Here is a 12,469-nt window from a genome sequence, read left to right as displayed (position 1 = left end):
AGCATTCCTGCGTTGACAGCGTCGCGTAGCCGCCCCTAGTGTTCGGCAAGTTTGATCAAATGCTCAGACTTCGAGAGTTCGAGGCGCTCCCCGCGTTTCGGAACGCAGTCCAAGGGGACCTGCCATTCGGCAGAAAGGGAAAACAATGACCAACCGCGTATCTTCCGCCCTGGTACTGGGCGGTTTGACGCTGGCCCTGATGAGTTCGGCCAGCGCCTTCGCGCAGGACGCCCAACCGGGCGGCACCCTGCGCGTTCTGGGAACGGCCGAAGTCGACCGGTTCGACACCGTGCCGCCCGCAACCGCCGACACCGGCAGCTTCTTCCGTGCGACGACGCGCCAGCTGATCAGCTTTGCGGCGTCGAACGATCCCGAAGAGCAGATCGCTCCGCAGGCCGACCTCGCCGAGACCGTTCCGGTGCCGACCGACGACGGCAAGACCTACACCTTCACCCTGCGTGACGGCGCTACCTGGGATGCCCCTGACGGTGCGCGGCAGATCGTTGCCGACGATGTCGAGCGCGGCTTCATGCGCATGTGCAACCCCGCGATCCCGGCGCCGGCCGTGTCCTATTTCGAGGACCTCGTCGTCGGTTTCGCCGACTTCTGCGCCGATTTCTCGGAGGTCGAGCCGACTGCCGAGGCGATGAAGGCGTTCATAGAGTCCGCCGATATCGAGGGCATCGAGACGCCGGCCGACGACACGGTGGTGTTCCACCTCAATTATGCGGCGAACGATTTCATCTATCTGGTGACGCTGCCCGTGACGACGCCGGCTCCGGTCGAGGTGCTCGACTACCTGCCGGACAGCCCGGAATATCGCGATAACTTCATCTCGAACGGTCCTTACACCGTAGAGTCCTATGTGCCCGATACCAGCGTGACGCTGGTGCGCAATCCGTCGTGGAATGCCGACAGCGATCCGCTGCGCGCGGCCTATGTCGACCAGATCGACATCATCGCGGGCGTGCAGCCCGACGCCGCCATGCAGCAGCTGCAGTCCGGCGACGGCGACATGCTGTATGACATCAACGTGCCGCCGGTCACCGTGCAGATGCTGTCCATGCAGGGCGACGACAAGATCTCCAAGCTGGCCGAAGGCGCCTCGCGGATGATCTGGATCAACACCGTGTCGGACAATAATGACGGGGCGCTGCGGGATCCGCTGGTGCGCCAGGCGCTGAACTACGCTGTCGACAAGGCCGCGATCGTCCAGCAGCTCGGTGGGCCGGAATTCGCCACCCCGCTCAACGGTATCTTCCCGCTGGGCATTCTCGGGCATCACGATTTCGATCCCTATCCGACCCCGGACAGCAAGGGTGACCCGGAAAAGGCCAAGGAACTGCTGGCCGCAGCCGGCTATCCCGATGGTCTGTCGCTGAAGATGCCGTTCCGCAATGCGGGCAATGGTGCGGCTGAAGCCCAGGTGCTGCAGGCGAGCCTCGAAGCTGCCGGCTTCGAGATCGAGCTGGTGCCGACTCCGGCGTCGGACTTCTATCCGCGCCTGATCACCAATTTCGAGAACGCCCAGAATGGCGTGTGGGATCTCGTCCCCTCGGGTTGGTCGCCGGATTGGCCGGGCGGCGCAGCGCGCTCGATCTTCCAGCCGCAGTACACCTATGACGGCGAGAACCACGGCACGTTCAACTTCTCGGACTATAACAATCCTGAAGCCAACGAGATCGCCGATGAGGCGCTTGCCACCTCCGATCTGACCGAAGCCGCCAAGCTGTGGAACGAGGTCGACGAAGTGGTGATGGCCGATCCGCCGACCGTGCCGCTGATCTCGCAGACGACCGTGCTCTACCACGGCACCGCCGTCGAGAACTTCCTGCCCTATGCGGCTGGCGGCAATGGCGACTGGACCAATGTCTGGCTGAGCCGCTGATCGCAGCGCAGCACTAACGCATCGGAGATCGGGCCCCGGCCCGGTCTCCCCTTTACCAAGGCCCTCGCGACCCGCTCATGACAGTTCTTGCCGTCAACAACCTCAGCATTGCCATCCCGACCGGGGATGGTCATGTGCATGCTGCACGCGACGTCTCGTTCGCCGTCGAGGCCGAGGAGCTCTTCGGCATTGCCGGCGAATCCGGATCGGGCAAGAGCGTCCTGTCGCAGGCCATCATGGGCTTGCTGCCCGGCGCCGAGATTTCGGGCGAGATCCTGTTCGAGGGGCGCGACCTGCTGAAGCTGTCACCGCAGCAGATGCAGAAGCTGCGCGGCGACCGCATCGCGATGATTTCGCAGGATCCGCTGTCGAGCCTGCACCCGTTCTACACCGTTGGCCACCAGATCGTCGAAGCGATCCGGACACACCGGAAGGTGGACGCCAAGACGGCGCTGGACGAGGCGATCGAAGTGCTCGACCGCGTCGGCATCCACGACCCCGAGCAGCGCGTCCACGACTACCCCCATCAGTTTTCCGGCGGCATGCGCCAGCGTGTGATGATCGCCATGGCGGTCGTGCTGCGGCCATCGCTGCTGATCGCCGACGAGCCGACCACGGCGCTTGACGTGACGGTGCAGACCCAAATCATCGGCCTGCTCAACCAGATGCGCCGCGAGTTGGGCACCGCGATCATCATGGTGACGCACGATCTCGAGCTGCTGTCGTCGGTCGCCGACCACGCGATGGTAATGTATGCGGGCAACCGCATGGAGCTGGGCGCCGGCGAGACCGTGCTGAAGACGCCCGCGCATCCCTATACCCTGGGGCTGCTGCGCTCATCCCCCAGCCATGAGCCGAGCGGCCCGCTGCACTCCATTCCCGGCCAGCCACCGAGCCTGTTGATACCGCAGACCGGATGCGCCTTTGCGGCGCGGTGCTTTGCGGCGATGCCGATCTGCCGGGAAAAGCGCCCGCCGCTACGGCAACTGGCAGACGGTTCGCAATCGCTGTGCTGGCTCGAGGAGAAGGCTGTCAGCCTGCCGGCCGAGCCTCTCGCCGAGACCGATGGTCCCCCCGCTGCCGGGAGTCAGACTGACGCCGTTGTCAACGTTTCCGATGTTCGGCTGACCTATGGCGGCAGCTCGCTGTTTTCCGGCAAGGGCGGCACCGAAGTACTGAAGGGCGTCAGCCTGGAGCTGAAGCGCGGTGCGACGCTCGGCATTGTCGGCGAAAGTGGCTGCGGAAAGTCAACTCTGGCGCGGATCATCGCCGGCCTGCTGCCACCCAGCAGCGGCGAGGTGGAGATCGAGGGCGAGAGCATCATCGATCTCGATCGGGCCCGCTGGGTCGAGATGCGCAAGCGGGTGCAGATGGTGTTCCAGGACCCGTTCGGCTCGCTTAATCCGCGGCGCCGGGTCGGCGCCATCATCGGTGATCCATTCCGCATCCAGAAGGTTGCTCAAGGCGCCGATCGCAAGAACAAGGTGCGTGAGCTGATGGAGCTGGTCGGGCTCAACCCCGAGCACTACAATCGCTTTCCGTCCGAATTCTCGGGTGGCCAGCGCCAGCGCATCGGCATCGCTCGGGCGCTTGCGCTCAAGCCGTCGATCATCATCTTCGACGAACCGGTTTCGGCGCTGGATGTGTCCATCCAGGCCCAAATCCTCAACCTCATCACCAAGCTGCAGCACGAGCTGGGGCTGTCCTACCTGTTCATCTCGCACGACCTCGCTGTTGTGCGTCATGTGAGTTCGGAGATCATCGTGATGAAGGCGGGGCAGGTGGTCGAGCATGGTCCGACCGGGGTGCTCTACGATCACCCCGAGCATCCCTACACGCGCGAACTTCTCGCCGCGGCCGACCCCGACTACCGCAGCCGTACGGGAGTGCTGTCATGACGGGGGAAATCAAGCAGCGCGGCTCGTTTGAGCTCACCTTGCGGCGGCTGGTTGCGGATCGGGCCGGTCTGGTCGCTCTGGTCTTCATTCTCCTGCTGATCGCTGTCGCCCTTGGAGCGGACGGGATCGCGCTGCTGACGGGCCACGGCGCGAACGAGCAGTTTCATCAGCTCGGCCTGAGCCCGACCGGGCTGCCCGTCGGACCGGGCAGCGATTTCGTCTTCGGGGCCGACCAGATCGGTCGCGATGTGATGGTCCGACTGGCCTATGGCGCCCGCATTTCGCTGGCGATCGGCGTAGTCGCCGCTTTGCTCGCGGCGCTGATCGGCATCACCATCGGGCTCGTGGCTGGTTATTTCGGTGGCTGGATCGATACCGTGCTGGGCCGGCTGATGGATCTCGTGATGAGCATCCCGGTGCTGTTGTGCATGCTGTCGCTGGTCGCGGTGTTCGGGCCCAGCGTGCCGCTTTCGCTGGCAGTGATCGTGTTCTTTTCGTGGACGACAATGGGCCGCGTTATTCGTGCCCAGGTCCTGTCGCTGAAGGAGCGCGAGTTCGTGCTGGCCTCGCGCTCGATGGGGGCAGGGCATCTGTCGATCATGCTGACAGACATCCTGCCCAATCTCGGCGCGCCGATCATCATTTACACCACGATGATGGTGCCGACCTCGATCATCTTCGAGGCGACGCTGTCCTTCCTGGGCCTGGGCGTGGTGCCGCCGGCGCCGAGCTGGGGCGGTATGCTGGCCGAGGCCGCCAACAACTCGATCTACATGTTCGCCTGGTGGCTGGTGCTGTTTCCCAGTCTGGCGCTGCTGCTCACCACCTTGAGCTTCAATATCCTTGGTGACGCGCTGCGCGATGCGCTCGATCCCGCCAGCATGAAGCACAAGGCGCGCCGAAAGGTCGCGACGAAGCCGGCGAGGACCACGCCATGATCAAGTTCTTCGCCGGGCGGATCGGTTTCGCCGCGCTCGTGCTGCTGATGCTCAGTGGCTTTGTCTTCACCCTGTTCTACGTCGCTCCGGGCGATCCGGCACGCGTCGTCGCCGGCGAGCGCGCCACCGAGGCGCAGGTCGCCATGGTGCGCGAGAATCTGGGTCTCGACCGGCCGATCATCGAACAGTATGTGAGCTTTCTGGGCCGCAGCCTCAGTGGCGATCTCGGCTTCTCGTTCCGCAATCAGCAGCCGGTGCTCGACCTGATCGTCAACCGCATGCCGGCGACCATCTCGCTGACGGTGGGCGCGGTGATCCTGTGGATGTGCCTGGGGGTGCCGATCGGCATCATGTCGGCACGCCATCCTGGCAGCCTGCGCGACCGGCTGGGGCAGGGGTTCGTGCTGATCGGCATCAGCTTTCCATCTTTCGTTCTGGGCATGGCGGCGCTGTATTTTCTTTATTTCCTGCCGCGCCAGGCTGGTTTCACTTTGATGCCACCAGGAGGCTACAAGCCCTTCCTGCCCAATCCGGCGCTGTGGGCCTGGCACATGCTGCTGCCCTGGTTCACGCTGGCGCTGACCTCGGCGGCTATCTATGCCCGCCTGACCCGCGGCCAGCTGCTCGAAGTGCTCGGCGAGGACTATATCCGCACTGCGCGGGCCAAGGGCCTGTCCGAGCGCAAGGTGATCTACAAGCACGGCGTGCGTTCGATCTTCACGCCGCTGACCACGCAGCTCGGCACCGATATCGCCGCGCTGCTCGGCGGGGCGCTGGTGACCGAGCAGGTCTTCGGCCTGCAGGGGATCGGCTCGCTCGCGGTGCAGTCGGTGCAGAGCCAGGACCGTCCCGTGATCATCGGCGTCGTTCTGCTTGCCGGCTTCTTCATCGTCATCGCTAATCTGGTCGTCGACTTCCTCTATGTGCTGCTCGACCCCCGCGTGCGGACGTGAGCGCGCCGATGACGTTGTTTTCCCGCTTCCCTTTCGGGCGCCTGTCGCCCGGAAAACCTTGAACTCCTGGGAGTAACTCGACTTGGAAACCCTGTGGACCCGCACCGCGCGCCTTTCGGTGAACCCGGATCGCGATCTGCCGGCGAAAGTAGACGTCGCCGTGATCGGCGGCGGCTTCACCGGCATGACGGCTGCCCGGGAACTGGTCAAAGCCGGCCGTTCGGTCGCAGTGCTCGAAGCCGGCGTGCTCGGTTCCGGCGCCAGCGGCACCAATGCCGGCTTCGTGGTGCCGAATTTCGCCAAGGCCGACCCGGTCGCGGTCCGCAATCGTCTCGGTAACGAACGGGGCGACGCGCTGCTCAAACTGGTCGGCGACGGCGCCAATGCTGTGTTCCGGACCATCGAGGAAGACGGCATCAGCTGCGATGCGCGCCAGACCGGCTGGCTCAATCCTGCGTTCGGCGGCGAGAGCGCCAGCATGCTCGAAGCGCGCGCCGGCATGTGGCACGAGCTGGGCCGACCGGTACGGTTTCTCAGTGCCGATGAGACTCGCGCCCAGACCGGCATGGACATTTATTCCGGCGCGCTGCTGGATGCCGAGGGTGGCACGATCCACCCGCTCGACTATCTGCGTGGCCTGGCGATTACCGTGCAGAAGCACGGTGGCTCGGTGCATGAGAACCAGTGCGTCGACAAGGTGTTGCCGCAGCCGGGAGGCTGGCAGCTGGTGATGCGTTCGGGCGCAACGCTGAGCGCCACAAAAGTTCTGCTGTGCACCAATGCCTTCACCACCGGTGCCGCCTCGCGCATGGGGCGCTCCACGGTGCCGCTGCGGGTCTACCAGATCGCGACGACACCTGCCGACGCCGACACAGTGGAGCGCATTGCGCCCGACGGCCGGCCGGTGGGCGACACGCGGCAGAACCTGTTCACCTATCGGCTCGACCGCGACAACCGGCTGATCAGCGGCGGCATGGCCGCCGTGCCGTTCGGCGCTTTCGAGCGGCTGGGCAAGGCGGTCACCGAACGGCTAAACGACGAGCTGGGCCTGAAGAGCCGGGCCCAGCCTGAGATTGTGTGGACCGGCACCGCCGCGATGACCCCCGACTTCCTGCCCCGGCTGCATCAGCTGGGTGAAGGCTGGTTCGGCGGCATCGGCTGCAACGGCCGCGGTATCGCAATGACCGCCCAGCTGGGCCGCGTTCTGGCCCGCGCCGCGATGGGAGAGGCGGCGGATCAGCTGCCGATCCCGCTGCGTTCGCTGCGGCCGTTGCCGATGCATGCCTTCACCCCGATCGTCGCTTCGGCAGCGCTTGTCCATGCCCGGCTCAAGGACAAGTTCGCCGCATGACCGCATCCGCCACCCCTCATATGACCACCCACTTTGCCACACCCTCGGGTGTGGCCCGCCCGCTCCTACGGGCCACCGGAAAGAGAAAATGAAGCATCTCGCGCGCCGCATCACCGGTACTTCCAAGAAATCCTTCGGCATGTATGCGAGGGCGGCCTCCAGTGGCCGTGACGATCTGATCCATATGGAGCTGGGCAAGCCGTTCGCCGATACGCCGCAGCACATCAAGGACGCGACCATTGCCGCGATCAACGAGGGCAAGGTGCATTACTCCGACCTGCCGGGCATTCTGCCGCTGCGCGAGGCGATCGCCGAGAAGCTGGCGCGGCAGAACAAGCTGACCGTAACGGCGGACGAGGTGGTGGTCACAAACGGGCTGACCCACGGCTCGTATGCGGCGCTGATGGCCTTTATCGACGAGGGTGACGAAGTCATCCTGCTCGAGCCGTACTATCCGCAGCATGTCGGCAAGATCGAGCTCGCGGGCGGCGTTCCGGTGATCGTGCCGCTCGATTCCGAGAACGGCTTTGCGATCGACGCGGCGCGGATCGAGGCGGCGATTACGCCGCGCACCAAGATGATCGTCCTGATCAACCCTTGCAATCCGACCGGGCGAGTCTACAGCCGTTCCGAACTGGAGAGCCTCGCCGATGTGGCGATTCGGCACGACCTGATCGTCGTTTCCGACGAGGTCTATGAGGAGATCGTCTACGACGACGCGCAGCACATCTCGATCGCCGCGCTGCCGGGAATGGCAGAGCGCACGGTGAGCCTGTTCGCCTTCACCAAGAGCTTTTCGATGGATGGCTGGCGGATCGGTTACCTGGCCGCGCCGGCGGCGGCGGTTGGCGCCATCCTCAAGATCACCGCCAATGACGTGACCCATGTGAACACGTTCATTCAGGAAGGTGCGCTGGCGGCGCTGACCGGCGATCCCTCGATTCTGGCCGATCTGATTGCAGAGGATCGGCGCAAGCGCGACCGGTTGGTAACCCGGCTCAACCAGATCGCCGGGGTGAACTGCCCGTGGCCTGAGGGAACGATTTACGCCTTTCCGGACGTCTCCGCGCTCGGCATCGCCTCACAGGATTTTGCCGAGCGGCTGATGGACGACACCGGCGTGGTGGTCGAGGCCGGGAGCTTTTACGGCGCCACCGGCGAGGGCCGGCTGCGTATCTGCTTCGGTTCGCTCTCCTACGAGGCGATCGACGAAGCGCTCGACCGGATCACTGGTTTTATCTCCCGGCTGGGTTGAACTGAGGACGTTCTATTGCCGCGTGCACCCGATCATACTAGCAACAGGAGAGGCTTATGAGCCGGGTGCGGGCTGGGGGCGATGCATTGATCGAAGATACGAAGGCCAATGGTGAACTCAAACCCGTCTCGGGGCGCAAGACTGTTCATGACCTCGTCTATGAACAATTGCGGGACGCCTTGATGTCCGGTGCCTTCGAGGCGCGCAAACTGTTCACCATTGCCTCGCTGTCGGAGCGGTTCAACACGTCACACATGCCGGTGCGCGAGGCGCTGCGGCGGCTGGCGTCGGAAAACGCCCTGCGGATCTCGTCGGGCGGCACGGCCTATGTGCCAGCGATTACCGCGCTGGAGTTGCGAGACATCAGCCGTGCCCGGATCATCATTGAAGGGGCGACGGCGCGCCTTGCCGGGCCGCGGATGACGCAGACCGATATCGATGCGCTGGAACAGATCCTGGCACGACATCGCGACAGCGCGTCGGCGGGCGATATCGTCGAGATGACGGCGGCCAACCGCGCCTTTCACTTCCAGGTCTACCGCGCTGCCGGCAGCCCTGTGCTGCTCAGCCAGATCGAGAACCTGTGGCTGCGCTCGGGACCCTATGTGCGCTATCTTTCCGATCGGATGGCGGACCTGCTGAAGAGCGATCACCGGAACGACTTTACCGACCTGCACGTGACCATGATCAAGGCGATCAAGATGGGCGATGCGGAGGCGCTGGGCGCCGCCTGTGAGGCCGATATCCAGGCGTCGCAGGATCTGCTGCTGGATTTCCTCGCCAACGAGGACGAGATCGTCCAGCTCACCCGGTAGGTCCCGCAGCCTGCTGCGTGCGGCGTTTCTCCAATTAAATCAAGAGACTAAAACAAACTAATAGGTGACCGATGTCGAGCGAACGCAGGGCAATTAGCTCCGGATCGAAATTCGAAAAGCTGGCGGGCTATTCCCGCGCCGTTGTCGACGGGGAATGGGTGTTCGTGTCCGGGACGGCCGGCCACAGCCCGGACGGCAGCATCTCGGACGATGTAGAAATCCAGACCCGGCAGTCGCTGTCGACCATTTCCGCGGCGCTCGGAGAAGCCGGGGCGGCGCTGTCCGATATCGTCCAGGTTCGGGTCTATGTTGCCGACCGCGCCGATGTGATGACCGTTTCGAAAGTGCTCGGCGAGACGTTTGCTGATCCACGCCCGACCAACACCACGATCATCTGCGGCTTTCCGGTCGAGGAGATCAAGGTGGAGATCGAAACCGTGGCGCTGAAGCGCTGACCACGTCAGCTGCTCTGCAGCGCAAGCGGCGCCTCATTGCAGCAGAGGCCGACGGGGGCGGGATCGACCGACTGGGCTTGGTCCGGTGGTGCTTGGCAATGCCATGGTGAACGGCCCCTCGTTTTGCCGTTCGGATGAGCCGTAGTGTAGGCGCCAAGGGTCGGGCGGGGATAAGTCCCGAGAACTGTCGCTACATCAGATGGTTGGCTGTGGCGGCTGGTACCGGGGTCAAGCGATGGACCAGGCCGGGGCCGGTCATTGCCACAGTTTCGACGCGCTGTCGCCCGGGTGATGAAGGCCGCCTGAACCAATGTTAAGGGCGTTCTGACGGTGGGGCGCTAGCGACGTTCGACCATTTCGATTGCTGCGAGCAGGCTGAGGGCGGTGTGGTAGCCGGGGTCGAGGTCGGGTGTCGCCGGGACGTAGTCGATCGGGCCGTCCGGGGTGAGGCACTGATACGCGATCGACGCCTCGGGACGCTAATAGTCGGAAAAGAACGTCTCGTCGGCGGTGCGCCAGATCTCCAGGATGTCGGCGGCGCCGGTGCGCTCGTAGCATAGCGCCGCGCTGCGGATGGTTTCTGGCAGGGACCACCAGGGACAATAGGGGCTGGTGGGCTGGCCAGTGGCGGCGGACACCGCGAGGCGAATGCCCGGACCCTTGAAGCCGGTGGTAAAGGAACTGACGAGAATACGCCGCAGCGTGGCGATGAGACCCGGATCGGCATCCGTCGGCAGGTAGTCGAGGGCGCCGGCGGAGGCGCTACTGGTGGCCTTTTTGTGTTCTGCCAGGACCTTGCCGGCGATTGTGGTAGTCTGCAGCGATATGGTGGCCTCTGGCCGGGTGCGGACAAGACAACATGCGGCTGTCGCAGCAGTTCTTTCAAATTGCCCTCGTCGTGGTGCTCGGCATCGTCGTTGCCTATGGCGGCTGGGCAGGGCAATATGTGTCCGACAGCATCGTGCGCGGCGTCGGTAGCACCGCGGCGGGCAGCATCGTGTCGCTGATCTCGCGCGACCTCGAGGGTATCCTGAACGACGGGACCGCCTCGCCGGAGGACCGCAGGGCGATCGAGGCGGCTTTCGATATCGCCAGCGAAACGAGCGATACGCGCCTGCTGATGCTGCAGGTGCGCCGGCCGGATGGCACACAGGTGCTGCGGGCCGGTAATCCGCTCGAGGATACAGAGGCGTCGGCCGCCGATGTGTCGGCCGCCGCGCAAGGGCAGCTGGTGCTGCGTTTTGTCGACGTCATCGTGCCCGGCATCGGCCCGCTGCCGCCGGCGCGGCTGCCCGTGCTGAAAATCTACACGCCGCTGGGCGGCACGGGGGCTGAGGTGCGCGGCGTCGCTGAACTCTATTTCGGCGCCAAGACAATCCGCCGGCTACAGGCCCAGGCGACAAGCGACTCGTGGATCATTGCAGCGCTGCTCGGTTTTCTCGCGCTGGGTGCGGTGGCCTTGCTGGTCGATGTGACGGGAAGCATCATTTCCGACCAGCGCCGGAAGCTGGCAGAGAACCTGCGCCGCAGCCAGCATCTGCTGCGCGAGAACATGCAACTGCAATCGGTCTCGGACGCGCTGCGGATGGACGCGATGCTGGCCAACGAGCGGGTGCTGGTGGAGGTCGGCTCGGACATTCACGACGGTCCGCTGCAGCTTTTGACGCTGCTCATCCTGCAACTGCCGGCCGACGGGGCGGGGGCAGGGCAATCGAGCCGGCGGATCGCCCAGGACGCTATGCGGCAGCTGCGCGGCATTTCGGCCGGCCTCGTTTTGCCAGAACTCTCCGATCTGACACTGTCGGGCGTCATCGAACTGGCCATCGAACGGCACGAGGATCTGACGGGCGCAGAGATCGCGCGCGATGTTGCGGTCGACGGTGACCTGATGGGGCCGCTCAGTGCCCGCATCTGCGCTTTCCGGGTGGTGCAGGAGGCGCTGACCAATGCGAACCGGCATGGCCTGAGCAATGTGGCGCGGGTTCTGGCGCACGAGAAGGGCGGCTGGCTGGACCTGGTCATCACCAACCCGTTGCCGCCTGATGCGGTGCAGCCGCAGGCGTCTGACCGCCTGGGGCTCCGCGCCATGCGCCTTCGGGTCGAGTCCCAGGGCGGGCAACTCGAGGTCAGCTTTGCCGGCGGAGAGGCGCGGAATGCAGCGCGCATCCCGCTGACGGAACTGCCTCACGCGTCGTCGCCGGTGACCTCCTCGGGGCCATAGCGCAGTCGCAGGCGGCTGGCGGCGAGAACGACCTCGAGCCGGCTCTTGACCTTCAGCTTGTTCATCAGGTTGGTCATGTAGTGCTTCACCGTCTTTTCGGTGAGGTTGAGCGTTCGGGCGATTTCCTTGTTGGACATGGCCTCGAACAAGCAATCGACGAGCTGTTTCTCCCGCGGGCTCAGCTTGGCGGCGCTTTTTTCGACTTCGCGCTGGCTGCGATGGCGGAAGCCAGACAGGACCTTGGGCGCGAACTCGGGCGAGATATAGAGGCTCCCGCGGCGCACGGAGTCGATGGCGGCCAGCAGTTCCTCCGCCGGCTGCCCCTTGAGCACGAAGCCGTGTGCTCCGGAATCGATCGCCATGAGCGCGCGGTCCACGTCGGCATAGGCGGTGAAGACGATGACCCGGGTTGCCATTGAGGCATCAAGCACCTCGGTGATCGCAGCGTAGACATCGCCTGGCATGCTGAGGTCCATGGTGAGCACGTCCGGCTTGTGCTGGCGTGCTACCGCCACGGCGTCGTCGGCAGAGACGCCTGAGCCGACGATCTCGAAGCGCGGATTGCTCGCGAACAGGGCGCTCATGCCCATTAACAGCGTCGGGTGATCGTCGATGAAGGCGATACGGATAGGGGGCTGCGGTGCCGGTTCGCCGACGTCGGTCGTCGTGTTTGGTGCCATTGTTCGTCTTGCTTC

At 64.7% G+C, this 12,469-nt stretch carries 11 protein-coding genes; 9 read left to right on the top strand and 2 right to left on the bottom strand.

Annotation, left to right across the window (positions count from 1 at the left end):
- Positions 1-145: 145 nt before the first annotated feature.
- From ACN0TK_RS06160 to ACN0TK_RS06125, 8 genes are all read left to right on the top strand, one after another.
- The gene (locus ACN0TK_RS06160; protein ID WP_417308588.1) at positions 146-1,888 is read left to right on the top strand and encodes an ABC transporter substrate-binding protein; all 1,743 of its coding nucleotides are present in this window, start codon (positions 146-148) and stop codon (positions 1,886-1,888) included.
- A 77-nt stretch (positions 1,889-1,965) separates the two neighbouring features.
- Positions 1,966-3,786 (top strand): dipeptide ABC transporter ATP-binding protein, encoded by a 1,821-nt coding sequence (locus ACN0TK_RS06155; protein WP_417308587.1) that lies wholly within the window; start codon positions 1,966-1,968, stop codon positions 3,784-3,786.
- Positions 3,783-4,724, top strand: a complete 942-nt coding sequence (locus tag ACN0TK_RS06150; RefSeq protein WP_417308586.1) for an ABC transporter permease — start codon at positions 3,783-3,785, stop codon at positions 4,722-4,724. The genes ACN0TK_RS06155 and ACN0TK_RS06150 overlap by 4 nt, the downstream gene beginning before the upstream one ends.
- Positions 4,721-5,677, top strand: a complete 957-nt coding sequence (locus ACN0TK_RS06145; RefSeq protein ID WP_417308585.1) for an ABC transporter permease — start codon at positions 4,721-4,723, stop codon at positions 5,675-5,677. The genes ACN0TK_RS06150 and ACN0TK_RS06145 overlap by 4 nt, the downstream gene beginning before the upstream one ends.
- Positions 5,678-5,759: 82 nt before the next feature.
- Complete coding sequence (locus ACN0TK_RS06140; RefSeq protein WP_417308584.1) at positions 5,760-7,028, top strand: NAD(P)/FAD-dependent oxidoreductase; 1,269 nt, start codon at positions 5,760-5,762, stop codon at positions 7,026-7,028.
- Between the two features lie 88 nt (positions 7,029-7,116).
- On the top strand, positions 7,117-8,283 hold the full coding sequence (locus tag ACN0TK_RS06135) for a pyridoxal phosphate-dependent aminotransferase (protein WP_417308583.1): 1,167 nt from the start codon (positions 7,117-7,119) through the stop codon (positions 8,281-8,283).
- Between the two features lie 56 nt (positions 8,284-8,339).
- Positions 8,340-9,098: a GntR family transcriptional regulator gene (locus tag ACN0TK_RS06130; protein ID WP_417308582.1), complete on the top strand. Its 759-nt coding sequence runs from the start codon at positions 8,340-8,342 to the stop codon at positions 9,096-9,098.
- A 71-nt stretch (positions 9,099-9,169) separates the two neighbouring features.
- Positions 9,170-9,553: a Rid family hydrolase gene (locus ACN0TK_RS06125; protein WP_417308581.1), complete on the top strand. Its 384-nt coding sequence runs from the start codon at positions 9,170-9,172 to the stop codon at positions 9,551-9,553.
- Between the two features lie 479 nt (positions 9,554-10,032).
- Here ACN0TK_RS06125 and ACN0TK_RS06120 read toward each other — a convergent pair whose 3' ends face one another.
- Positions 10,033-10,191 (bottom strand): hypothetical protein, encoded by a 159-nt coding sequence (locus tag ACN0TK_RS06120; protein ID WP_417308580.1) that lies wholly within the window; start codon positions 10,189-10,191, stop codon positions 10,033-10,035.
- Positions 10,192-10,412: 221 nt separating this feature from the next.
- Here ACN0TK_RS06120 and ACN0TK_RS06115 point away from each other — a divergent pair, with 221 nt between their 5' ends.
- A complete protein-coding gene (locus ACN0TK_RS06115) occupies positions 10,413-11,774 on the top strand; it encodes a sensor histidine kinase (protein ID WP_417308579.1) in 1,362 nt (453 codons plus the stop codon).
- On the opposite strand, the gene ACN0TK_RS06110 is transcribed toward ACN0TK_RS06115, so the two are convergent.
- Positions 11,738-12,454, bottom strand: coding sequence for a LuxR C-terminal-related transcriptional regulator (locus tag ACN0TK_RS06110; RefSeq protein ID WP_417308578.1), 717 nt, complete (start codon positions 12,452-12,454; stop codon positions 11,738-11,740). The genes ACN0TK_RS06115 and ACN0TK_RS06110 overlap by 37 nt on opposite strands.
- Positions 12,455-12,469: the final 15 nt, after the last annotated feature.

The sequence above is a fragment of the Devosia sp. genome (assembly GCF_048261455.1).
GTDB lineage: Bacteria > Pseudomonadota > Alphaproteobacteria > Rhizobiales > Devosiaceae > Devosia_A.
This window is presented reverse-complemented; position numbering and strand designations above follow the sequence as displayed.

Coding starts and splice junctions, on each gene's coding strand:
- ACN0TK_RS06155 (WP_417308587.1), top strand. CDS start 1,966: ATGACAGTTCTTGCCGTCAACAACCTCAGCATTGCCATCCCGACCGGG.
- ACN0TK_RS06160 (WP_417308588.1), top strand. CDS start 146: ATGACCAACCGCGTATCTTCCGCCCTGGTACTGGGCGGTTTGACGCTG.
- ACN0TK_RS06110 (WP_417308578.1), bottom strand. CDS start 12,454: ATGGCACCAAACACGACGACCGACGTCGGCGAACCGGCACCGCAGCCC.
- ACN0TK_RS06150 (WP_417308586.1), top strand. CDS start 3,783: ATGACGGGGGAAATCAAGCAGCGCGGCTCGTTTGAGCTCACCTTGCGG.
- ACN0TK_RS06145 (WP_417308585.1), top strand. CDS start 4,721: ATGATCAAGTTCTTCGCCGGGCGGATCGGTTTCGCCGCGCTCGTGCTG.
- ACN0TK_RS06125 (WP_417308581.1), top strand. CDS start 9,170: ATGTCGAGCGAACGCAGGGCAATTAGCTCCGGATCGAAATTCGAAAAG.
- ACN0TK_RS06130 (WP_417308582.1), top strand. CDS start 8,340: ATGAGCCGGGTGCGGGCTGGGGGCGATGCATTGATCGAAGATACGAAG.
- ACN0TK_RS06115 (WP_417308579.1), top strand. CDS start 10,413: ATGCGGCTGTCGCAGCAGTTCTTTCAAATTGCCCTCGTCGTGGTGCTC.
- ACN0TK_RS06135 (WP_417308583.1), top strand. CDS start 7,117: ATGAAGCATCTCGCGCGCCGCATCACCGGTACTTCCAAGAAATCCTTC.